Origin of the sequence: Psychrobacter sp. AH5, from assembly GCF_040371085.1 — a bacterium.
Lineage (GTDB): Bacteria > Pseudomonadota > Gammaproteobacteria > Pseudomonadales > Moraxellaceae > Psychrobacter.
This window is the reverse complement of record NZ_JAMBMT010000001.1, coordinates 2,881,599-2,906,261: the sequence shown is the minus strand read 5'-3', so window position 1 is coordinate 2,906,261 and position 24,663 is coordinate 2,881,599. Positions and strand designations below refer to the sequence as shown.

Annotated in this window: 19 protein-coding genes; 2 read left to right on the top strand and 17 right to left on the bottom strand. The window is 44.2% G+C overall.

Features of this window, described 5'->3' with window-relative positions:
- Positions 1–26 precede the first annotated feature (26 nt).
- Entirely contained in the window at positions 27–593 is a 567-nt protein-coding gene (locus M0N77_RS12385; protein ID WP_353105474.1) for a dihydrofolate reductase, read from the top strand.
- A gap of 81 nt (positions 594–674) precedes the next feature.
- On the opposite strand, the gene uvrC is transcribed toward M0N77_RS12385, so the two are convergent.
- From uvrC to mazG, 9 genes are all read right to left on the bottom strand, one after another.
- Complete coding sequence (gene uvrC, locus M0N77_RS12380; protein WP_353105473.1) at positions 675–2,549, bottom strand: excinuclease ABC subunit UvrC; 1,875 nt, start codon at positions 2,547–2,549, stop codon at positions 675–677.
- Between the two features lie 135 nt (positions 2,550–2,684).
- On the bottom strand, positions 2,685–3,194 hold the full coding sequence (gene yjgA, locus M0N77_RS12375) for a ribosome biogenesis factor YjgA (protein ID WP_353105472.1): 510 nt from the start codon (positions 3,192–3,194) through the stop codon (positions 2,685–2,687).
- Between the two features lie 122 nt (positions 3,195–3,316).
- Positions 3,317–4,264: an RNase adapter RapZ gene (gene rapZ / locus M0N77_RS12370; RefSeq protein WP_353105471.1), complete on the bottom strand. Its 948-nt coding sequence runs from the start codon at positions 4,262–4,264 to the stop codon at positions 3,317–3,319.
- 106 nt (positions 4,265–4,370) lie between these two features.
- The gene (gene panC / locus M0N77_RS12365; RefSeq protein ID WP_353105470.1) at positions 4,371–5,258 is read right to left on the bottom strand and encodes a pantoate--beta-alanine ligase; all 888 of its coding nucleotides are present in this window, start codon (positions 5,256–5,258) and stop codon (positions 4,371–4,373) included.
- Between the two features lie 53 nt (positions 5,259–5,311).
- A complete protein-coding gene (gene panB, locus M0N77_RS12360; protein ID WP_353105469.1) occupies positions 5,312–6,112 on the bottom strand; it encodes a 3-methyl-2-oxobutanoate hydroxymethyltransferase in 801 nt (266 codons plus the stop codon).
- A gap of 69 nt (positions 6,113–6,181) precedes the next feature.
- On the bottom strand, positions 6,182–6,685 hold the full coding sequence (folK, locus tag M0N77_RS12355) for a 2-amino-4-hydroxy-6-hydroxymethyldihydropteridine diphosphokinase (protein WP_353105468.1): 504 nt from the start codon (positions 6,683–6,685) through the stop codon (positions 6,182–6,184).
- Positions 6,686–6,724: 39 nt separating this feature from the next.
- Complete coding sequence (gene pcnB / locus M0N77_RS12350) at positions 6,725–8,902, bottom strand: polynucleotide adenylyltransferase PcnB (protein ID WP_353105467.1); 2,178 nt, start codon at positions 8,900–8,902, stop codon at positions 6,725–6,727.
- A gap of 191 nt (positions 8,903–9,093) precedes the next feature.
- Positions 9,094–9,504, bottom strand: a complete 411-nt coding sequence (locus tag M0N77_RS12345; protein ID WP_353105466.1) for a ComEA family DNA-binding protein — start codon at positions 9,502–9,504, stop codon at positions 9,094–9,096.
- Positions 9,488–10,372 (bottom strand): nucleoside triphosphate pyrophosphohydrolase, encoded by an 885-nt coding sequence (mazG, locus tag M0N77_RS12340; protein WP_353105465.1) that lies wholly within the window; start codon positions 10,370–10,372, stop codon positions 9,488–9,490. Before mazG ends, M0N77_RS12345 begins: the two co-directional genes overlap by 17 nt.
- Before the next feature lie 127 nt (positions 10,373–10,499).
- Here mazG and M0N77_RS12335 point away from each other — a divergent pair, with 127 nt between their 5' ends.
- On the top strand, positions 10,500–11,981 hold the full coding sequence (locus tag M0N77_RS12335; RefSeq protein WP_353105464.1) for a phosphomannomutase CpsG: 1,482 nt from the start codon (positions 10,500–10,502) through the stop codon (positions 11,979–11,981).
- Positions 11,982–12,014: 33 nt separating this feature from the next.
- On the opposite strand, the gene M0N77_RS12330 is transcribed toward M0N77_RS12335, so the two are convergent.
- The 8 genes from M0N77_RS12330 to M0N77_RS12295 form a co-directional block, all read right to left on the bottom strand.
- A complete protein-coding gene (locus M0N77_RS12330) occupies positions 12,015–13,406 on the bottom strand; it encodes a UDP-glucose/GDP-mannose dehydrogenase family protein (RefSeq protein ID WP_353105463.1) in 1,392 nt (463 codons plus the stop codon).
- Positions 13,407–13,442: 36 nt separating this feature from the next.
- Positions 13,443–15,098, bottom strand: coding sequence for a glucose-6-phosphate isomerase (pgi, locus tag M0N77_RS12325; protein WP_353105462.1), 1,656 nt, complete (start codon positions 15,096–15,098; stop codon positions 13,443–13,445).
- 52 nt (positions 15,099–15,150) lie between these two features.
- Positions 15,151–16,026 carry a UTP--glucose-1-phosphate uridylyltransferase gene (locus M0N77_RS12320; RefSeq protein ID WP_353105461.1) on the bottom strand — a complete coding sequence of 292 codons (876 nt, stop codon included), beginning with the start codon at positions 16,024–16,026 and terminating at the stop codon, positions 15,151–15,153.
- A 108-nt stretch (positions 16,027–16,134) separates the two neighbouring features.
- Positions 16,135–17,013, bottom strand: coding sequence for a succinate--CoA ligase subunit alpha (gene sucD, locus M0N77_RS12315; protein WP_353105460.1), 879 nt, complete (start codon positions 17,011–17,013; stop codon positions 16,135–16,137).
- A 26-nt stretch (positions 17,014–17,039) separates the two neighbouring features.
- On the bottom strand, positions 17,040–18,218 hold the full coding sequence (gene sucC, locus M0N77_RS12310) for an ADP-forming succinate--CoA ligase subunit beta (protein ID WP_353105459.1): 1,179 nt from the start codon (positions 18,216–18,218) through the stop codon (positions 17,040–17,042).
- A 257-nt stretch (positions 18,219–18,475) separates the two neighbouring features.
- A complete protein-coding gene (gene lpdA, locus M0N77_RS12305; RefSeq protein WP_353105458.1) occupies positions 18,476–19,927 on the bottom strand; it encodes a dihydrolipoyl dehydrogenase in 1,452 nt (483 codons plus the stop codon).
- A gap of 364 nt (positions 19,928–20,291) precedes the next feature.
- Entirely contained in the window at positions 20,292–21,545 is a 1,254-nt protein-coding gene (gene odhB / locus M0N77_RS12300; protein ID WP_353105457.1) for a 2-oxoglutarate dehydrogenase complex dihydrolipoyllysine-residue succinyltransferase, read from the bottom strand.
- Positions 21,546–21,696: 151 nt separating this feature from the next.
- Positions 21,697–24,573, bottom strand: coding sequence for a 2-oxoglutarate dehydrogenase E1 component (locus tag M0N77_RS12295; protein ID WP_353105456.1), 2,877 nt, complete (start codon positions 24,571–24,573; stop codon positions 21,697–21,699).
- Positions 24,574–24,663: the final 90 nt, after the last annotated feature.

The following is a 24,663-nucleotide window of genomic DNA, read 5'->3' as shown; positions in this document are numbered from 1 at the left end:
ATTTTTATAAAAAATAAGGATAAATTATGAGCTATGCTAACACCGAAGTGGCGCAAATAGCGGCGATCAGTAGCAATCGTTGTATCGGTAAAGACAATGAGCTACCGTGGCATATCTCAGAGGATTTGCAACATTTTAAGAGTATGACCACCGCCGCCAATGATAGCGCTATAAAAGGTATTGTCATTATGGGGCGTAAGACTTTTGAGTCGATGGGTAGCAAGCCTCTACCGAAGCGCGTCAGCTTTATCATTACTAGCCAATTAGACTACGCAGAGCAAAAAGGGCTTGTCGGCAAAGACAATGCCCATGTCATGCATAATTTAGATGAGGCATTGACACAAGCGGCGAGCCTCGCGCACGGTGCACATTTAGAGACCATCTGGATCATTGGCGGCGAAAAAGTGTTTAAAGATGCGATGATGTATACCGATCGTATTGAGCTGACCCATGTCGATACTGAGATTAGTGGTGGCGATGCTTTTTTCCCAGAGTTGCCAAGCGACTTTGTGGCGACAGAAACATCCGAGAAGAAACACGATGAAAAAAGTGGCTTAGACTTTGAGTTTGTCAGTTATCGCAGAAAAGGCTAGTTAGCAAAAAAGGCTGTGTTAAAAGCACAGCCTTTAATTATTAAAGTAAACTATTCAGATAGTTATAAGTTTAGAAAAACCTTACTCATGCAAAACCTTATAAATAGTCTTGGCCAGCACTGGCCCAATACCAGTTACCCCTGCCAACTCCTGCTGAGAAGCTCCTAGCAACTGCTGCATACCACCAAAATGATTGAGCAAGTCGCGGCGACGCTTCTCGCCCAGTCCTGGTATCACTTCTAATACCGAGGATGAGCGGCGTTTATCGCGCTTTTTGCGATGGGCAGTAATCGCAAAACGGTGCGCCTCATCACGAATATGCATCAGCAAATGCAAGGCCTTGCTATCCATCGGCAAATCAAGCGGCTCATGATCTAAGAAATGCAGCACCTCTAACCCGGCTTTACGTCCCTCGCCTTTGGCCACGCCAATCAATAACGTATCGTTCAAAATACCCAATTCTGTCAGTACTTCTTTGGCCATACTCATCTGCCCTTTACCGCCATCTATCAGCAATAAATCCGGTAATGGCTGCTTTTTGTAGCGCCGCGTCAGTACTTGCTTCATCGCTGCATAATCGTCACCGCCAACGATATCGTGAATAGCATACTGACGATAGTCGCGCCGGCGCGAACCGCCTTGATCGAAGACCACGCAGCTGCCTATCGTTGCCTCGCCCATTGTGTGCGAGATATCGAAACACTCGATACGATCAATAGTACGATCGGTGACATCCGCCAGCACCTCTTTGAGTGCATTAAAGCGCGCATGTAGCTCAAGATAATCGCCAAGCTTAGTTTTTAACGCATTACTAGCGTTAAGATTGGCCAAGTCCAACCATTCAGCGCGGTGCTCACGCACATTGGTTTTTATAGTGACTTTACTACCGAAATGGGTCGCAAGTGCTTCTGCGACCGCTTGCTGATCTAGTAGCTCGTGACTGAGGATAATCTCACTTGGTAAGTCATCAGTTACTTGAAAATAAAACGACATAATAAAGGCGGAGAGATTATCAGCGATAGGCTCGCTACTATCGACATCAGGAAAGTAGTTCTTGCCGCCAAGCACACGGCCGCCGCGCACCGTGAGCACATTGACCGCACTCATACCCGCTTGACTAGAGATAACGATGACATCAGCTTCACCTTGCACGGTATAAACCGCTTGCCGCGCTTGCACTTCGCGTAACATCGATAACTGATCGCGGTAAAACACTGCTTTTTCAAAATCTAACTCTTCAGCCGCGCTTTCCATCTTATCAATCAAAGCGTTATGAATATCGCCTGAGTCGCCCTTTAAAAAGCGAATGGTATTATTCACGTCTTCATTATACTCTTCGGGTGATACTAGTCCCACGCAGGGCGCACGGCAGCGCTTAATCTGATACTCAAGGCAGGGACGCTTACGCTGCTTAAAAAAGGTATTAGTGCATTGACGCATTTGAAACATTTTTTGCATCAGCACCAAGGTTTCTTTGGCCGCATGCGCTGAGGGAAAAGGCCCAAAAAAGCGCCCTTTTTGATGATTGCCTTTGCCGCGCCCATAAGCCAAACGCGGATAAGGTTTGTCCGCTGAGATAAACACATAAAGATAAGATTTATCATCGCGTAGTAGCACGTTATAAGGCGGACGATATTCTTTGATAAGGTTTTGTTCGAGCAGCAGCGCCTCGGTTTCGCTACGAGTGATAATGGTCTCGATGTTATGGATACGCGCGACTAAGGCTCTTGTTTTTGGATGATCGATAGTCTTGGCAAAGTAGCTATTGACCCGGCTCTTTAATGATTTGGCCTTACCTACATAGAGAATATCGCCGTTTTTGCCAAGCATTTTATAGACCCCTGGCAAATTGGGCAGGCGTTTGATCAGGTGCTTAAGACGAATTTTTCTGTCGTCTTTATCCTCAATCTTATTTTCACTATTATCATTATCGCTCGCTGCTGAAACTTTAACCATAACAACTAAAACTCATAAAGGTAATGGAATACCGTTATTTATGGGGAGATGCTGACAGTATTGCAAGATGAATAACCACAAAAAAGCCAGCTCATGGCTGACTCTACAAGGTCTATATTTTTTATCCAAATTAAGCTACTTTAGCTGCGTCAAAATAGCCACTTCACGAATATAGCTCGCTAAGTCCTGCTCTGACTCCATCATTAGCTCATCGTCTTGAGTATGTTTGGCATATTCGATCCAAAGCAATAACTGATATAAGCTATTATGCTCAGCAGCTTTATATTGCTTTACGAACTGCTTCATCGTGCCTTCGTCATTGATATTGAGTCTACCGCGCCAGCTCTCGATTTTGGAGACTTGCTCTTTAGGGAAAAAGGCCTCAAATAGCGCTTTGACCAACTCGTGACGGTTCTCTTCACTGATCAGCTTACCCACACGTTTGGTTTGACGATTACGCGCATTAGCGCTAGTAATATCTGCCAAAGCCATTAATTCTGCCATAAAGTAATCACTAGCTGGCAGCTTCTTTAACTGTTTTTTGGATAAGTTCGCCAGCGGTATCGATAAAGCTTGCAAGCGCTCATGAGATTTTTTGAGTTCGGTACGCGAGACGCGCATGTCTTGTTCTGACCAATCAATCATAAAAACTCTCTGATAATAGGGATAATAAAATAAATAATAGGGCGACTAATAGAGTAATAATAACTCAAAAGTATTTTTATAAAATGGTAAGTCAGCCGCTATTTTGCACTGCCAGCTGCTAACTACCACCGACTTTTTTCACGGTGTTTAGCTACCACGGTTAAGGCTTCTGGCAAGTGCTCAGTGAGATGCTGTTGCAGTTTTTCAGTAATAAAAACTGAGCGATGCTTGCCACCGGTACAGCCGATACCCACGGTAACCGTATGGCGATTATTATGCAAAAAATCTGGTAACCAGCGCGTCAAAAAGGTAGCAATATCATCGCTCATCTCCCTAACTTCTGGATAATCAGCAAAAAACTCCTCCACCTCGCTATCTAATCCTGTGGCACTACGCAAATCTGCATTCCAATGCGGATTTGGCAGGATTCTGACATCAAATACAAAGTCAGCATCAATAGGACTGCCATACTTAAAGCCAAACGATAATAAATTAATCACAATCTTATTATCAGCTCCTACTTGATCGCGCAAACGCTCTTTTAGCTGGTGAATATTGAGCTTACTAGTATCAATAGTAATATCAGCACAGCTAGCTATAGGCTCTAATAATTCGATTTCTCTTTTTATCGCCGCAGGCAGGTTATATCTAGTGTTATTAATACCTTCAGCGTCTTGAGCCATTAGCGGGTGCACGCGGCGGGTAGCATTAAAGCGGGCAACTAAGGTATCTTCTTGCGCGGTAACATAAATAACCTGTACCTTTAGCTCACCATATCTCTCATGCAACTGTTTTTGAATCGCCGCAAAATTGGATAAGTCAGCACGCGGTGAGCGAATATCAACGCCTAAAGCTACGCGCTTGATATTACTCTCATTGACCAGCTTATGCGCCGCTTCAGGCACTAGCGCCAGCGGCAGATTATCAATCGAATAGTAACCCAAATCCTCTAAGGTATTGAGCACTGAGGTTTTGCCTGAGCCCGAACGTCCAGAAACAATGAGCACACTCAGCTTGTCATCATCTGAGATTAGAGGTTTAGAATTGATATCGACCTTATCTACATCCATGATACTACCCTAATCTATTACCTTATTGATTAAACCGCTTACGCTGCTCTAAATCGCCAAACTCTAACTCTTTATATACTACGCTATTTGTTTAAAACCTATGCTGTTATTTGACTATTACTAATTGATTATCTAATAATCTTGCTTTGCCTAGTTTTGCTGCTACTAAAATAATTAACTCTTTTGACACGCCTTTAGTAGTCTGCGCTGTGTAGTCTATAGGCTGTAGATCAGTGGTCTTTACTGCTAAATAATCTATCTCAAAACCAGCATCAGTAATACGTTGATAAGAGTGCTCTAGTAGTGAGTCCAATGCTAATTTAGTTAGATTATGCTCTTTTAGTTTTTGCGCTAATTGCTCTGCCAAATCCTGCAATACTTGATGTAATACAGGCGCTATTTGTCGTTCATTATCCGTTAGATACTGATTACGCGATGATAAAGCCAAACCATCACTAGCACGGACAATAGGCGCGCCGATAATCTCCACCGGATAGCTTAGATCTCTGACTAATTGTTTGATAATAGCCAATTGCTGATAGTCTTTTTGTCCAAATATAGCGATATTAGGCTGCACAATATTAAATAGTTTGGACACCACAATTCCAACCCCATCAAAATGCGTTGGACGCGATTGACCGCATAATTGCATGGCTATCGCGCCGGCAATGACTTTAGTCGGTGGCGGCAATATGGGATACATCTCATCAACACTAGGTGCAAACACATAATCGGCACCAACGCCCGCTAATTTGGCAACATCGGCATCAAGGGTGCGCGGGTAGCTCTCAAAATCCTCGCCAATGCCGAACTGAGTTGGATTGACAAAGATGCTAACCACAACGATATCGGCATGCTGTTTAGCGATTTTGACTAACTCTAAGTGGCCAGCATGCAGATTACCCATAGTCGGCACTAAGGCAAGACGTTGCTGACTACGCAGTGGATTTAAGTCGTCTTGTAAAGTAGCAATACGATGATGAATACTAGGCATCGAAATCTCTTTTATCTTTATATTAAATAGTATGGAGTAGCCAAATCATGACGCTAATCAAATTGATGCTGCGCCTGAGGAAAGCTGCCCTCACGTACTGACTGCTGATAAAGGGCAAATGCGCCTTCGATACTGTGCTCCTTATTGCGCTCATCAGTTAAGAAGTCATGTACAAACCGCGGGGGGCGGCCATGAACCATACCTAACATGTCATGCATCACTAATACTTGACCGTCCGTATCGGCCCCTGCACCAATGCCAATGACGGGTACTTCAACCGCTTCTGTCACTGCTTTGGCAAGCTCAGCTGGGACACATTCTAATACTAATAATGCTGCGCCCGCCTCGACGACCGCGGTGGCATCAGCCAATAATTTATCCGCCGCTTCATCGCTACGGCCTTGGATTTTATAACCGCCAAAGACGTTGACCGATTGCGGCGTTAGACCTAGATGTACGCAAGTTGGTGTACCGGCTTGCGCTAACATAGTCACTAGCTCACAAAGCTCACTACCGCCTTCTATCTTAATCACATGCGCCCCAGCTTGCATGAGCTGACGACTATTAGCAATCGCTTCAGAAGGTATGGCATAGCTCATAAAGGGCAAGTCAGCGAGAATTAATGCCTGCTTATTACTACGCGCGACATTGGCAGTATGATATGCCATATCATTTACCGTGACAGGTAAAGTCGAATCATGACCTTGTACCACCATGCCTAAGCTGTCGCCAATCAATATAGTATCTATCTGCGCTTTTTCCATCATTCGCGCAAACATAGCATCATAACAAGTCAAACAACTGAACTTGGTGCCGTCTTTTTTGAATTTTTTAAGCGTAGATAAAGTCGTCATATAGCCCTCAATGACTTAGTAAAAGGTATTTTTGTAGGAGTAATTGCAGATAATGAGCACAAGTTTTGATTATTTTAACACTCTAAGACCAGTCCAATCTTCGCTTTGTCGATAAGCGCTAATCGGCTGCGTATTAATTACAATATTAGGTGCCAGCTCTCTTAGTGGCACTAAGACAAAATTACGCTGGGTCAAGCCGACATGCGGCACCGTCAAGGTAGGCTCGTTAATCTGTAACTGACCATATAATAAAATATCGACATCGAGACTGCGCTCACCCCATCGGCGTAACCGCGCGCGCTGCGCCTGCGTCTCTAACTGCTGGCAAACAGCTAGTAACTGTAAAGGCGACAAAATCGTTTCGATAGCCACCACCGCATTAACAAAATCTGGCTGATCTTGCGGCCCCATTGGCGCAGAAGCGTAGTATGACGATACTTGTACTTGGCGAATAGCTTCATGCTGAGTCAAACTAGTAATAGCTTGCTGCAAATGCTCCATAGGCGAGCCAAGCTCATTGGCTAAGTTACTACCTAAACCCAGATAACAAGTGACCCAAACCTCAATATTCATACGGCACCTAACTCAATCAGCGCTAGTGTTAAACGACTACTATTCACCTTGAGCATTGTCCGTGCTAGGCTGACGGCGACGACGTTTGGCAGGTATCGCGCCTTTATTAGCCATAGCATTCGCTAGCTTTGGCGACTTAGTGGCTGTCATCTTAGCAGCGCTATTAGCTTGTGGTGCTACAGATTTTAGTGCTTTTTTCTCATACGTCTCAGACTTAGCCTGACTAACTGGCTTATCTTCGATTAATGGCGCTGTTACTAAAATAGCTGAAGTAGAGCTACTTGGCAGTTTACGACGACGTTTACTAGGAATCGGCTCGTTATTGAGCGTCACCATTTTGGGTGTCTGCGCTACTGAAGTAGTAACTTCTGTCTTAGTCCTCTTTGACTGTTTTGTTGGCTGTTGCACGTTAGTATCAGCACTGTCTTTGTTTTCTGGTTTAGTTGCTGCTTGATTATCAATAGCTGCTTTGTTATTAGCCGAAACCTTACGACCATTTGACTTAGTCACTTTATCAGCAGTCACTTTATTAACAGTCACTTTATCAGCAGTGGTTTTATTAGTAGTAGTTTTATCAATAGTGGCTTGACCAGTATCGCCATCTAGCTGTCTTTTGAGCGGTTGCACTACTTTTTCATGCTCAATAACAAATAAGGGCTTTGGCGCGGCTGGTTTTTTATGCGAGTGCTTAATAGCCGCTAAAGATAACTGCTGTAATTGCTCAAGCTCCTGACTATCCTGTAGCGATTGCTCAGTGCTAGTCGTTTGTTGATGACTAGACGAGCTAGCGGCCTTATCAGAGTTACGACGGCGGCGACGTGAAGGGATATTAGTCGCGTCATTAACCGCTTGATTAGTACTACTTTGACTGACTTTAACTTGGTCAGGTTGACTAGTTTGTTTCTGGTCTTTTGGCTGAGTATTATTAGTCTGGTTTTTTTGACGATTACGACCACGACCGCGCTGACCTTGCTTATAAGCGCCGCGGCGGATATTTTCATCAAAATCCGCTATCGCTTGCTGCTGCTGACTCTCAGATAAAGTCTGATAGGTCTGCCACCATTCGCCCATACCATTGGTTGATTCCGATAATGGATGATCACTATCACCGCATTGCTCGCGCAGTAATAAAAAGTCAAAGCCTGCACGAAAACGCGGATGCTCAGCCAATTGCTCAATCTGCTTATTACGCGGCGCGGATAATTTGGGCTGCAAAATCCAAATATCCCGAATAAACTGCTCGGCAAACTTAGGAATAGCGGTCTTGATACGTTGGCGATCAATCACTTTGCTCGCGGCATGTAACTGCGCCTCAGCAAAAGGCATATTACGATTTTTGGCCTTTTCTAGCTGATGCAGATAGTTCTCCCACAAGAGTGCCGCGTAGAAAAAGGCAGGATTAATACTCTTGCCCGCCGCGATACGCTTATCGGTATTGATAGCCACTTGCTGCACTAAAGGACTAGGCTCAGAAGGGGGATAAATCATTAGACTATCGATAGCGCCAGACTCAAAAAGTAAGGGCAATAGCGGTACTAAATAACCGCCAGTGAACATCTTTTGCGTCTCATCATACAAGCGATGCGGTGATATTTGATCCAGTAGCGCCCAATTATCATCATGAAACTGTTCTGAGAGCTCTGCATCAAACTCAAAGCCAAGCTTAGCTTTAAAGCGCAGGGCTCGCAGCAGACGTACCGGATCTTCTTCGATACGCACAGGCGCATTGCCTAACAGACGAATGGTCTTATTGCGGATGTCCTCCAAAGCGCCACAAAAGTCATGCACTATTCCTTTAAGCGGCTGATAATAAAGGGCATTGATAGAAAAATCACGACGCGCAAAGTCTTGTTTGATATCGCCCCAAACGTTGTCGCGCAGGATCATCCCGTCCTGATTAGTACTGGCATTATTGTTAGGCGGGCCACGAAAAGTAGCGACTTCGATAAGTTCACGACCAGAGTAGACATGCGCCAATTGAAAACGGCGACCGATAATACGGCAGCGCTTACCAAATACATCCTTAATCTCATGCGGCTTGGCATCAGTGACCGCATCGAAGTCTTTGGGCTGCAAACCCAATAAAGTATCACGCACCCCGCCACCAACGATATAGGCATCAAACCCAGCTCGGGATAAGGTGGCAATAACTTCAGTAATGGAATTGGGTAATTCGGATTTATTTAACTCTAACTGCTTGGCGGCACGCTCGGCCATGCATCTACTCCTCGCCGGTATTCTTAACCACCCCTGATAAACACAGCGTTTTTCAGGCGGATGTATCGGCTAGTTTAACAAATTTTGAGCCTGATTGCTGTATTATGACATCTACTTACCTGCTATTTGTTAAAAAACCTATAACCGATAATAAATGTAATAAACAAGCTATTTTAGGTTGAAGTAAAAACTCAATTCCCTACTCGCATTCTTGCTCTATTTTTCTCAATAGTTTTTGCGCCGATACCCTTTACTTTGGCTAACTCATCAACCTCTTTAAAGTCGCCAAACATCTCACGATAAAGAATAATCTCTTGCGCTTTACTACTGCCAATGCCATTTAGTGATACCAGCTCGCCCTCAGTGGCGCGATTGATATTTACCGTGGCCTGCACGCGCGCTTGGGTCTCGGATTTTTCTTGTGCTAATAGGTATTTATAAGCACTTTTTGGATTATCAAAACAAGGCGCGGCTTGCGCGCTGGACGCTATAACGGATATAAAAACAATTAGGCATGATAAAAGCCCTAAGTGTTTCTTAGCAAGTGACCCATTAGCAAGCGACCAATGATAATGATTAATAAAGTTATAAAGAGCGCTCATGCAGTTTGGCGGCCTCCCACAATACGTCCATCTGGGCAATATCACTATCTTCTAATGGCTTGCCAATAGCTTGCAGTTGATCTTCAATATAAGCAAAACGCGATTTGAATTTGTGTACACAAGTTAGCGCTGCTGTTTCGGCATCAAGATTGAGCTTACGCGCGACATTAACTACAGCAAATAAGCAATCGCCAAGCTCTTTTTCAATATCGCTGATATTAGCCTTTATCTCAGCTTTTGATTTATCGACAATCTCAGTTTTTAACTCCTCAATCTCCTCTTCTAACTTCTCAAAAGCGCCTGTTACGCCTTGCCAATCAAAACCTAATTTTGAGGCTTGCTTTTGTACCGACTGCGCTTGCATTAAGGCGCTACCAGCCCTACATGCATCCAAACGACGACGCGGTTTGCCGCGAGCCTCATCGGCTTGACGCTCCTCAGCCTTTATCTCATCCCAGCGCGCTTTTACCGCCGCCTCATCTTTGAGATGTTCAGTTTCAAATACGTGCGGATGGCGACGAATCAGCTTTTGTTGCAACGTAGTTATCACATCGCTTAGATCAAAACGCCCTTGCTCAGCATAGAGCTGACAATGAAAGATCACTTGCAATAATACATCGCCAAGCTCGCCTTTGATATCCTCCTCATCATCCGTCTGTACCGCTTCCGCTAACTCATAAGCTTCTTCGATAGCATAAGGAATCAAGCTATGATTGCTCTGCTTTTGATCCCAAGGACAGTCCGCCCGCAGGCGCGCCATTAGTGCTAATAAATCGCTTAATTCGCCAGTGGCTTTAGGTGTACCTGATACCGGCACAGGTGGCAAAACTTGGGTTCGATCTTGTAAGTTATTATCGTCGGTAGTCATAAAAATAGTTACTCTTATTTTTGCTCATTTAGCGCTAATAGCTGATAGCCGTTTATGAGTTAGTGTATCATTGAATAGTTATTTAATAATAATGCTCTCTACCTTTAAGCTTAGGAATATCCATTTTATGTCTATTGTGAATAATACCAGCTATCAGCCTGCCGATTCGTTCAGCCCTATCACTATAAACTCCTTTAAAGCCTACGATATTCGCGGTGAGCTTGGGGTAAATTTGGATGAAGCCATTGCCTATCGTATCGGTCGCGCCTTTGCTGAGATTCTTTATAAAAGATATCACGCCGCCGCTGACTCTAGCGATTTGAAAAAATTAAAATCGGCTATTGCCATTGGTTGCGACATTCGTCATTCAAGCGAGCAGCTCAAACAAGCGGCGATGGCAGGTATTTTAGATGCTGGCGTTGATGTTATTGATTTGGGCATGACTGGCACCGAAGAGGTATATTTTGCCACTAGCTACTATCAAGTATTAGGCGGTATCGAGGTTACTGCTAGTCATAACCCAATCAACTATAACGGCTTAAAGCTGGTCAAAGAGCACTCAAAGCCGATAAGCGCGGATGACGGTTTGGCTGAGATTCGAGCATTAGCTGAGTCAGGAGACTTCACTAATGCTGAGCAAAAAGGCGAGCTACGATTATTAGCTGATAAGAGCGCTTATATCAACCATATTATCGATTTTATTGATATAAGAAAACTCAAACCTTTAACTATTGTCATTAATTCAGGTAATGGTAGCGCCGGTCCCGTGGTTGATTTACTAATCGATAAACTAGTACAAGCTAACGCGCCCATTGAAGTCATTCGTCTGCATCATGACCCTGATGGTAGCTTTCCTAACGGTATTCCTAATCCAATGATTTTAGCAAACCGGGCGTCAACGCAGCAAGCGGTGCTAGATAATAAGGCTGATTTAGGTATTGCCTTTGATGGTGATTTTGATCGCTGTTTTTTATTTGATGAAACGGGCGAGTTTGTTGATGGCAGTTATATTGTCGGTATGCTCGCGCAAGCTTTTCTTAATAAGTATCCAAGCGAGTCCATTGTCTACGATCCTCGCGTCATCTATAACACCGAAGCGGTCATCAATGAGCATGGTGGCAAAGCGGTTATTAGTAAGTCAGGACACTCTTTTATCAAGCAAGTGATGCGCGAATCAGGCGCAGTTTATGGTGGCGAGATGTCAGCGCATCATTATTTCCGCGATTTCTTTTATTGCGATAGCGGCATGATTCCGTGGCTTTTGACCATTGAATTAGTATCCATTACTGGCAACCGCTTATCAGAGCTAGTTAATGGTTATATTAGCGCTTATCCGAGCTCAGGTGAGCTCAATTTTCGTTTAACTAGCAGTGATGCGCCGACTATCATTAATGATATAGAAAGTAAATTCGCTGACGAACAACCAAGCAAATCTATGCTTGATGGTCTCAGTCTCGATTTTGGCGAGTGGCGATTTAATCTGCGCGCTTCTAATACTGAACCCCTAATTCGACTCAATATTGAGAGTCGCGGAGATAAACAGTTATTACAGAGTAAAACCGTAGAAATTAAAGACTGGCTTGCGACTCAAGGCGCGGTTCCTGCTTAAGCTTAGAAGGTATTACGATTGTCACTCTAACGACTATTTAGCGCGGCCAATCCCTACATAACTTCCGACTAACGCCTTAATTTGAGCACGGGATAACGCATTTTGCGCATCAAAGATAGGCATAGCTTGCTGGTTGAGCTGTGCTATATCCAACTGATGCTGCGGTGATAAACTAATGATAAATAGTGCTTGCGCATCATCAAGCTGCTCATAAGGACTATCGAGCAGTTGTAATAACGGCTGCTCACTATAATGCTTGGCTAGTGAGTTTTTGGCTTTATCGCTATAAACCAGTGTTTTAATATTATAAGACCACAATAACGCTAACAGCGGATGAATAGCAGAACCTGTGGTGCGTCCAGAGCCTGATTTATAACTCCCGCCCCAAATGGTTACCGTTTTATTATCGATAAAGCCATCAAAGTGCTGCCAAAATTTACGGAAGATCAGCTCTTTTTGATCGTTATTGATGTGCAATACCGACTGTAGTAAAGGCATATTGACACTATTTCCTTGCCCAGATTGCTGTAATTTATTCAGCTCGGTCGGTAGGGTATTACCGCCAAACCCCCAACCCGCCTGCAAATAACTACTCCCTACTCTGGCATCAAGTCCCATAATACGGCTGACTTCACCGATATCTACCTGCTGACTATCAGCAAGTCTAGATAGCTCATTCATAAAGCTAACACGCGTGGCCAGCATCGCCATAATACTACTACGCGCAAACTCGATAGTAGCAATATCGGCATGATGATAAGCACGAGCCTGTTGTATTAATGGTTGTAGTACCGCTAAATGATGATTGCTATCAGGGGTTTTTTCGCCCAATAACCACAATGATGGCTTTAGCATTGAGCTATAAGCTTCACCGTCTTGCAAAAACACAAACGGCACGTAATAAACCCAAGCGCGTTGTAAACCCTCTGCTAATTTTGTCACGCGTCCTAGCTTTTCAATCCCGCTCATGACTATTGGAATCGTTTGTTGATGACTGTGATTAAAAGCCACAATCCAATTATCATCCGCCCAAACTGTGTTAATACTATCCAAAAATAGCCAATAACAACTGATATCGACACGCTTATTTTTATTAAGATTTTTATCTTGAGTTTGAGAAAGGCTTGATTCAGCTGTACTCTCGTAATGATTAATTAGCTTATCGGCACTATCTGGTAATGCTGAGCATACTATTTGCTGCTGCTGACAATACATCTGCCATAAAGCCTGCAGGTGATGCTCAAAGCCATATTGCTCAACCTGCTGTTCTAATACCGCTAAATCGGCGTATAGATGCACCGTATGATCTAAGCTTGCTAGCACAACGCTACTAGTGATGGCTTCTATACTGTGACCAATAATGATACAAACCTTAGAGGACTTAGTGCTAAGCGTACTGGTACTGACTGCGGCGTTAGAGCTCATAGCGCTACCTTAATTATAGTTTTATTAAAGACCGTATTATTCAGCTAGCTGCTTGATATGCTCTAGTAGCTGATTGGTAGAAGTATCAAAAGGAGCAGAAGTATTTTGCTGCATAGCTTGATAAACGGTTTCTGCCATTTGCTTACCCATCTCAACGCCCCACTGATCAAAAGGATTCACATCCCAAATGCTTGCCATGACATAGACTTTGTGCTCATATAAAGCAATCAGTTCACCCAAACTATGTGGTGTCAACTCATCGATAAGCAAAGTGGTGGAAGGCTGATTACCGCGATAATGCTTGTATTTATCCGCTTCACAAGCCGTAGCATTTACATCGGCGATAGCAGCATTTCCAAAAGCCAACACTCGGCTCTGTGCTAAGCAGTTCGATAGCGATAACTCATGCTGATGCTGTAATGAAGTGTTTTGTTCATTATCGTCATAATGACGGACGCAAGCGATAAAATCACAAGAAACATGCTGCGTGCCTTGATGCAGTAATTGATAAAAAGCGTGCTGCGCGTTTGAGCCAATCTCGCCCCAAAGTATCGGACAGGTATTGTAATCAATATGGCTACCATCATGAGTCACTGACTTGCCATTACTCTCCATCTCAAGCTGAGTTAGATAACTTGGTAAATAAGCCAAACGTCCATCATAAGGCAATACCGTATGCGCATGTATCTGCAAAAAGGTGCTATTCCACACCGCAAGCAGCCCTAATAGTACGGGTAAATTTTCTTTAAAATCTGCAGTAGCAAAATGCTCATCCATAGCATTTGCACCCGCAAGTAGCTCACGAAACTGTGACATACCAATACGAATAGCGATAGCCAAACCGATAGCTGACCATAAAGAAAAGCGCCCACCAACCCAATCCCAAAGCTGCAATTGATGCTCAGGATGGATACCCCAAGCACTCATTTTGCTTCTATTGGCTGAGATACCGATGAAATGTCGACGCAAGACACTTTTTTGTGAGCCTGAATTAAGCACAGCGGTTTCTAATAACCACGACAAAGCCGTCTTAGCATTCGATAAAGTATCAACAGTACCAAAAGACTTAGAGGAGATAATAAATAACGTAGTCTCAGCATTGAGGCGCTTGAGCAAATTATCCAGCTGCGTGCCATCCATATTGGAGACAAAATGCACTACGATGTCGGTATCCGCCCACTCATCGAGCGCAGCCGTTGCCATCAGCGGCCCTAAATCAGAGCCACCGACGCCGATATTGACCACATCGGTAATGGCTTTTCCTGAAAACCCGCGCCAAGTACCATTACGAATACGAGCCGATAAGCGCTCAACTTGCGTTAGACTATGATGTACATCTTTGACTACATTTTGCTCAGCGACCACTAACGCGGCACTCTCAGGCAAACGAAGAGCGGTATGCAGCGCAGCACGTTGCTCGCTAGTATTGACCATAGCGCCTTGCATCAAATCTTTAATGCGCGCTGATAACTCGCAGCTCTGCGCCAAATTCAATAGCCCCGTTAATACCGTCTCATCGATACACTGCTTGCTATAATCCATATAAATAGCATTGGCTTCTGCATAGAAGCGCTGAGCGCGCTTATCATCGTGAGCGAATAAGTCCACAATCGACCACGGCTGCTCAGCGAGCTGCTGTAACTGCGTCCAATACGAGGATTTGCGAGCACTAGGATAGGGATTATTTGACATAATACGACTCATCGACAGGGGTTTTTATGTGGCGGACTAATTAAATAATTGATTATTCATCAGTAAGCTGTTGCTGAGCGAAATAAATAAAGGCCTGCATATAAGAGCGCATGTCTCCTGCATCATAGCTAGCGCCGCGCATCGTAGTCACATTGACGCCATATTCGCTAATAAGTGCATCAATAGCATCGGTCAACTGAATCTCGCCACCGACTGAGGCGGTAGTATTGGCTAGATAAGCAAATATTTTATTACTAAAAACATAACGTCCTACCACTGCTAAGCGTGAAGGCGCTTGACTGAGCTTAGGTTTTTCAACGAAGCCTGCTACTCTAAAGCTTTGGTTGCCATTAGCGTCTTCTTTATATTCACTATCGTCATCATTGCTTAGCTTCGCGATACCGTATTTATGCACCTCACTATCAGCCACTTGTTCTACCAATATTTGCGAGTGACCCTCCTTAGCAAATGCATTAATCATAAAAGCTAAGTTATCACGCCGCAAATCAGTCTTGAAAGGATCTAATACCACATCCGGTAGCAATACTGCAAAGTCATTGTCACCGATGATAGGGCGCGCGGCTAAAACTGCATGACCTAACCCTAAAGCCTTACCTTGGCGTATCATCGACACGCTAACATCTTCAGGTAGCCAATTTAGGCTATCGGCAAGCTCATCTTTGCCTTTTTGACGAAGCTGATTATCAAGCTCAGCATTAATATCAAAGTAATTCTCAATTGCACTTTTTTGGCTATGGCCTACTAGAACAATGTGCTTGATACCAGCGGCAATTGCTTCTTCGACGACATAATGAATAGCCGGACGATTTCCTAAAGGCAGTAGCTCTTTGGGAACTGACTTCGATAACGGTAGCATGCGCGTACCAAAACCGGCTACGGGGATAACAGCATGGGTTATTTTTTTCATAATAGTTTTAGGCAATAAAAAAGACACCCCATTGTAAGAGTGTCTTAGTGTTTTATCAATATGACTTTAGTAGCTATAAGCTAAACTTATGTTGTTTTTAGCTATAAATTATTCCCAACCCGTGATTTCTTTTAACTTTTCACCAATCTTAGAAGGATCACGGGTATAAGCGATTCCTGCATCTTCAAACGCTTTGAATTTCTCTTCAGCAGTACCTTGACCACCAGAGATAATAGCACCAGCATGACCCATACGCTTACCAGCAGGAGCAGTCACGCCAGCGATATAGCCAACCACTGGCTTGGTGACATGATCTTTGATATAAGCAGCCGCTTCTTCTTCAGCGGTACCACCGATCTCGCCGATCAAGACAATAGCTTCGGTTTGTGGATCGTCTTGGAATAGTTTAAGCGCATCGATCTGATTCATACCAGGGATAGGATCGCCACCGATACCGATACAAGTTGATTGACCAAAGCCAAGTTTAGTGGTTTGGGCGACCGCTTCATAAGTTAGCGTACCAGAGCGTGAGATGATACCTACTTTACCTGGCATATGGATATGACCTGGCATGATACCGATTTTGCACTCGCCTGGAGTGATAACGCCTGGACAGTTAGGGCCAACCATACGTACCCCATCCGCTTCTTCGATATAGCGTTTGGCTTTTAGCATATCGATAGTTGGTACACCTTCGGTGATAACGATGATGAGCTTGACGCCTGCATCTACCGCTTCAACAATGGAGTCTAAAACAAATGGAGCTGGCACATAAATGACAGAAGCGTCAGCATGAGTTTGCGCCATCGCCTCGCTCATCGTATCAAATACTGGCAAGCCTAAATGCGTTTGACCGCCTTTACCTGGCGTTACACCGCCAACGATTTTGGTGCCATAAGCGATAGCTTGTTCAGAATGGAAGGTACCGTTTTTACCGGTGAACCCTTGCACTAATACTTTAGTGTCTTTATCAATTAATACACTCATTATTTTTTCCTACTTATCAGTATTTATTAGTTAACTATACCAGTGGTAATGGCAGAGACGATCTTCTGTGCAGCATCAGCAAGGCCTTGAGCAGGTGTCAATGTTAGACCAGATTCTGCTAATAGTTTTAGACCCAGCTCAGCGTTATTACCCTCTAGGCGTACGACAACTGGTACTTTGACATCAACTTCTTTTACCGCAGCGATGATAGCCTCAGCAATCATGTCACAGCGTACGATACCGCCGAAGATGTTGATTAATACTCCCTCAACACTGCTGTCTTCTAGGATAATTTTGAACGCTTCTACTACGCGATCTTTGGTTGCGCCGCCGCCAACGTCTAGGAAGTTAGCTGGCTTGCCGCCGTAGAGTTTGATGATGTCCATCGTTGCCATAGCTAGGCCGGCACCGTTAACCATACAGCCGATGTTACCTTCTAGAGCGACATAGTTTAGATCAAATTCAGCCGCTTTTAGCTCACGCTCGTTTTCTTGGGTTTTGTCCTGTAGCGCGGCAATTTTTGGCAAACGAAATAAAGCGTTTGAATCGATACCTATTTTGCCATCGACACAGACGATCTCGCCGTTTTCGCGTACTGCTAGTGGGTTTACCTCTAACAGCGCAAAATCATTCTCTACAAATGCTTTATAGGCACCTGACATAATTTTTACAAATTGATTGATTTGCTTGCCTTCCAAGCCTAACTTAAATGCTACATCACGCGCTTGGTAAGGCATAAGTCCTACTAGCGGATCAACGCTGACTTTGAAGATTTTCTCTGGTGTCTCGTTAGCGACCTCTTCAATATCAACGCCGCCTTCGGTTGAGGCCATAAAAGTTACGCGGCGCGTAGAGCGATCAACGACGGCGCCTAGATACAGCTCAGTTTGTACCGGATACATATCTTCTGCCACTAATACGAAGTTTACCGGCTGACCATCAGCATCTGTCTGAAAGGTGACTAGGTTAGTACCGATAAGCTCATCAGCGACTTGTTTAGCTTCTTCGCGAGTCTTAACAAGCTTTACACCGCCTGCTTTACCGCGGCCACCAGCATGAACCTGCGCTTTGATAACGGAGATATCGGTTGGGGTTTTATCAAAAGCGGCGGCCGCTTCAGCACCGCTATGCGCCACGATACCTTCTTGGATAGGTAATCCATAACTTTTTAACAGCTCTTTGGCTTGATACTCATGTAAATTCATTGATTGTATCCTTTATTTTTGTCATTAATAATAATGGTTAACCAGTAATGGTTAATAAGTGGTTATTAATAAATAGTAAGATAGGCACACTATTAACTGTCTGTAGCGTGGTAATAGACTTAGTAGCAGCATTTATTATAATAAACACTGCTATAATTTGAAGTTACCATTTATTGAATGATAGTAGCTGCTATTTAGCTCTGAGTTGCCAAGTTCTTGCGGTAAGTTATGACTGACTAGAGCTAAAGCTATTGCTACTATTTGCGCTTTTTGCGTTGAATGGCATGAATAGCACGGCCATCAGCTGATAACGCCGCTTCATGTACTGCTTCTGAGATAGTTGGATGCGCGAAAGTCATCAACTGTAAATCTTCGATACTAGAGACAAATTCCATGGCGATCATGCCTTGGTGAACGATATCGCCTGCGCCAGCAGAGATAGCATGCATACCTAATAGGCGATCGGTCTTAGCATCGGCAACCACTTTGATTGAACCTTGCGCTTCACTCTGCGCTAGAGCGCGACCGTTAGCGGCTAAGTTAAATGAGCCAGTTTTGACTTCATAGCCTGCATCCGTCGCTTCTTGCTCAGTCAGACCGACCCAAGCGATTTCTGGATGAGTATAAATAACATTGATAATAGTGTCATAATTGACCTGAGCTTTTTCGCCATGAATGCGCTCAACCGCCATCATGCCCTCTTCCATCGCCTTATGCGCAAGCATTGGACCCCGAACCAAATCACCGATAGCATAAACGCCATCAAGATTGGTTTTGCACTGATCATCAACGTCGATAAGACCGCGTTCGGTTAACTGAACACCGCTATCATCACCCAGCAGTTTTTCGGCATAAGCACGGCGACCGACACAAACAATCAGTTTATCAAAGCTCTCATCTGATGCTTCACCTTTACTTTCGCTAGTAACCACCACTTTGCCATCTTTGACTTCAGCGCCCGTCACTTTGGTATCGACACGGATATCAAGGCCCTGTTTTTTGAACATCTTACGCGCTTCTTTGGCGATATCTTTATCAGCCGCCGCTAAAAACTCAGGAAGGGCTTCATAAACGACCACTTCTGCCCCTAGACGACGCCATACTGAACCAAGCTCTAAACCAATAACGCCTGCACCAATAACCCCTAGACGCTTAGGCGTTTGGGTAAAATCAAGCGCGCCAGTAGAATCAACGATATGCTCATGATCCACTTTAGCGACTGGAATATCGATAGGCACTGAACCTGACGCTAAGATAACATTCTTAGCCGTGATAGTCGTTTCCGCTTCGTCTGCTAGCGCCACAAATTTGACTTTTTTGTCACTACCTTTACCATCAACTAGCGTGCCCCAGCCTTGTAACCAGTCAACGCCGTTACCTTTGAGTAACGCCGCAACACCGCCCGTTAACTGCTTAACGATGCCTTCTTTGCGCTCAATCATTTTTTCGACATTGATCTCAACATCACCGGTGCTGATACCATGCTCATCAAGATCATGCTTAGTCGCCTCATAGCGATGTGAAGTATCAAGTAAAGCTTTTGATGGGATACAGCCAACGTTCAAGCAAGTACCGCCAAGAGCCGGCTCGCCTTTATAAACGCGTTTTTCGATACAAGCCACGCTCATACCCAATTGTCCAGCGCGGATAGCCGCTTCGTAGCCACCAGGTCCGCCGCCGATAACGACTAGATCATAATTGTCTTTCATAGTAGTTCCCTATTATAAATGGAGATAATTTTGGTTTAGGTTTCATGCTTAAGTTTTATATTTGACTCTATTCTTAGCTTGTAAGCTTAAGATTTAGATCAAGGCTCAAATAAATCATAACTGATTTCATGATTCACCTAGCGAGTTAACTAGCTACCAAAGAGACAGTCAATACACTATTTTGATAGGTTGATTATAAAAAATTAAACTAGCGAGAGGCTTTTATCATGAGAGTTTATGATTAAGAGAATATGTTGTAATACTGATACTTAGACATGGTAATAAAAATCACAGACTATTTAACCGCGCTTAAGCATAGAAGTAAAAAGCTTGTACCAGCGGTTGCCGATACAAGCTTAAAAGCTTACAGGTCTAGTAGTAACATCGTTGGATCTTCGACGAGATCCTTAAGAGTAACTAAGAACTGTACTGCTTCTTTACCATCAATCATACGGTGATCATATGATAGCGCTAGATACATCATTGGTAGAATCTTGACTTCACCATTGACAGCCATAGGGCGATCATTGATAGCGTGCATACCTAAGATAGCGGTTTGTGGCGGATTTAAGATAGGCGTTGACATGAGTGAGCCAAAAACGCCGCCGTTAGAGATAGTGAAAGTACCACCAGTCATCTCATCTAAACCAAGCTTGCCTTCTTGCGCTTTGCTGCCGTATTCACGAATTTTTGCTTCGACATCCGCCATACTCATCTTATCGGTATCACGTAGTACTGGAACTACTAAGCCGCGATCGGACGATACCGCTACACCGATATCATAAAAACCATGATAAACGATATCATCGCCGTCAAGTGAGGCGTTAACGGCTGGGAAGCGTTTAAGAGCTTCGGTAGCTGCTTTGACAAATAGCGACATAAAGCCCAAACGAGTGCCATGACGCTTTTCAAACTGATCTTTGTACTTAGCGCGCATATCCATCAGCGGCTTCATGTTCACTTCGTTGAACGTTGTGAGCATAGCTGTTTCTTGGGTGGCTGACAATAGACGCTCAGCGACACGCTTACGCAAACGAGTCATAGGTACGCGTTTTTCGCTACGCTCGCCTACCGCTTCGGCTACTGGCGTGCCTTTATCAGTTTTGATACTGCTATCGGCTTTGAGTTTAGGGCTTGCCATATCTGCTTTGGTCACGCGGCCATCACGGCCACTGCCTTCAACGTTTTTAGGATCAACGCCAGACTCTTTTGCCGCTTTACGTACCGCTGGGCTTTGATCTTTATGATCCGCTTCTTTTTTATCGGTCACTTGTACCGGCTCGCCGCCATCAGCTGCTTGCTTTTTCTGTACCGGCGCTGCTGGCTGATTGGGATCTACTGCAGGAGCATCATTAGCACTCTCAGCGCTATCGGTACCGCTAGCACCCGCTTCAAATTCAGCAATCAGGTCATCTGATTCAACCGTATCATCAACTTGTTTGATAATCTTGGTCACTACGCCATCATCAGGCGCGACGACTTCTAATACCACTTTGTCGGTTTCGATCTCTGCCAAAATATCATCACGGTTAACTTGCTGACCTTCGGTAACGTGCCATTCAACAATCGTGCCATCGGCAACCGATTCTGGAAACACGGGGGCTTTAATCTCAGCCATCGATATACTCCTTAGATTTGGATACTGCTATTTATTATTGAATTGCGATAAACCGCTAGAGTGTTTAATAAATAACAAACTAACGGTTATCACCTGATTATTTAATTAATTAAAGCTCATACTTTTTAGATTAATCGCTTATAACATTGAGTTATTTAAGCTGTGAAACCTCAACGCCAAGACCACCTGCGACTAATGCTTGCTGCTGCTGAGCATGTAGTTTGGGTGACCCAGTAGCGGGCGCCGCACTTGCTGGACGCGCAACCGGCTCCATGACTTTGGCTTTAGTGGGATGCGGTACGACAATGCGGAACATATGCGGTGCTAAGTAGTACCAAGCGCCTTGGTTCAATGGCTCCTCCTGCGTCCAAACGATCTCTTTTAGATTACTGTATTTCTCCAGCTCAGCAATCAAGCGCTCCTCAGGTAGAGGATAGAGCTGCTCGATACGCACGATAGCCACATGATCTAAACCAAGGGCACGGCGCTGCTCGAGTAAGTCGTAATAAACCTTACCGCCACAAAGCACTAAACGGGTGATGTTATCAGCGTTTTGCTCATCAATCTCTGGCAATACCGTCTCAAACTTATGACCGGTAGATAACTCTTCTAAATCTGATGTGGCAAGCTTATGGCGTAATAAGCTCTTCGGTGACATTACAATCAACGGCTTACGAATAGGACGTACCGCTTGACGACGCAGCGCATGGAATATCTGAGCTGGAGTCGTTGGCGTAATCACTTGCATATTGTCTTCAGCACATAGCTGCAAGAAGCGCTCAAGACGGGCTGAAGAATGCTCAGGACCTTGACCTTCATAGCCATGCGGTAACAACATAGTCAGACCACAGACGCGCTGCCATTTGGTCTCGCCACTAGCGATAAACTGGTCAATAACCATTTGTGCGCCGTTAACGAAATCACCAAACTGTGCTTCCCAAACGACTAAGGCGTTTGGAACAGTAGTAGCATAACCATATTCAAAAGCTAGCACTGCTTCTTCTGACAACAGTGAGTTGAAGGTCATAAAGCGAGCTTGATCTTCACTGATATGAGCGAGTGGCACATACATGCTGCCATCAGTCATATTATAAATCTCACTATGACGATGCGAGAAAGTACCACGGCCGACATCTTCACCGGTAATACGCACAAGCGTTTTGTCATGATCCACTAAACTTGCATAAGCTAAGGTTTCAGCGGCACCCCAGTTCAAAGGCTCTTTACCGGTTTGCATCTCTAAACGCTGTTCAACCATTTTTTGTACTTGACGCTGTAGCTTATAGCCTTCAGGCATCTCAGCCATGCGCTTGCCATAACCTTTTAGAATGTCGATATCAACACCAGTATCCCAATCATCTTGAAGCTCATGACCTAGATAAGGCGTCCAATCGACAAATAAAGCTTCGTCAGGCTCACTCACTAAAGAGTTGGCAACATACTCACCGCGGTCTAACGACTCACGGTATTCGTCTTCATACTTAGCCGCTTCTTCTTTACTGATAACCCCAGCTTCGATAAGCTTATTGGTATAAATAGTGCGAGTGGTTGGCAGTTTTTTGATCACCGAGTACATCAATGGCTGAGTGGCTGATGGCTCGTCCGCTTCGTTATGACCATTACGGCGATAGCAGAATAGATCGATAACGATATCTTTATCGAATTCGTGACGATAATCTAGTGCCAGCTGGGCTGCAAAGACGACCGACTCAGGATCATCACCGTTTACGTGAATAATCGGTGCATGTACCATTTTTGCAATATCGGTACAGTATTCAGTCGAACGCGCATCTTCTTGGCGACTGGTGGTAAAGCCCACTTGGTTATTAATGACGATATGTACCGTGCCACCTGTACTATAAGCACGAGTTTGTGACATCTGAAAAGTCTCTTGTACTACGCCTTGCGCGGCAAAAGCGGCATCACCATGCACAACGATTGGTAATACTGAATTACCATCCTTGCCATTATCTTTTGGCTGGTCATTACGGCGTACTTGACGGGCACGTACTGAGCCTTGTAATACTGGACCGACGATCTCTAAATGCGAGGGGTTAAAGGCCAAAGCTAAATGCGCCTCTCCGCCTGGAGTCATAACGTTTGAAGAATAACCATTATGATATTTGACATCACCTGAGCCTTTTTCTGGCTGCACTTTACCATCGAACTCATCAAATAAATCAGCTGGGTTTTTACCCAAAATATTGACTAATAAATTTAGGCGTCCACGGTGTGCCATACCGATAACCATCTCTTTGGTGCCATAACCGCCCGCACGTTGGATGATCTCATTAACCGCCGGAATAAAGCTCTCGCCACCTTCTAGACCAAAACGTTTAACACCGGTGTATTTACGAGCTAAATATTTCTCTAGACCTTCAGCCGCGGTTAGGCGCTCAAGGATAGATAGACGCTTTTCTCTATCAAACTCGATATGGCCAAGATTGCTCTCCATATACTGTTCCATCCAGCGCTTTTCAACGCTAGTGGTCACGTGCATATATTCAAGACCAATATAACGGCAATAAACGCGCTCCATGATCTCAATAATCTCACGTAGCGACGCTTCAGACTTGCCGATTTTTAGATCATTAGTTGGAAATACGGTATCCAAATCTGCTTCTGATAAATTGTGATAAGCCAGCGTCAAATCTTCGACTTCATCACGCGGATGTAAGTTCAAGGGATCAAGCTGTGCTCGGCGATGACCGCGACGTCGATAGGCAGATATCAGCTGCTGTACACCCATTTGCTTAGGGTCAGCACAATTAGCTAAATTATCATTGGCAGCGGGTGCGCTACCTTTATTAGCAGTTTGATTGCGCGCTAATAACAAGAATTGATCTTGAATAGCGTTGTGCTTGGCATCGTTTGGCGATTGATATTGCTCAAAATATTGCTGCCAATCTTGATCAACACTATCAGGATCAGTCAAGTATTGCTCATAAAGGGCTTCAATATAATTAGCATTGTCAGCGGCAAGTTCTGTATATCCTACATCGGCTGTTCTTTTGGTTGTACTATTCATAATAATCGTCTATTTCATAGATAAATGAATGGAATTTGCTAGTGATACTTATAATTATTTAGGCAGTTAAATGTTTATCAACTATTTGTG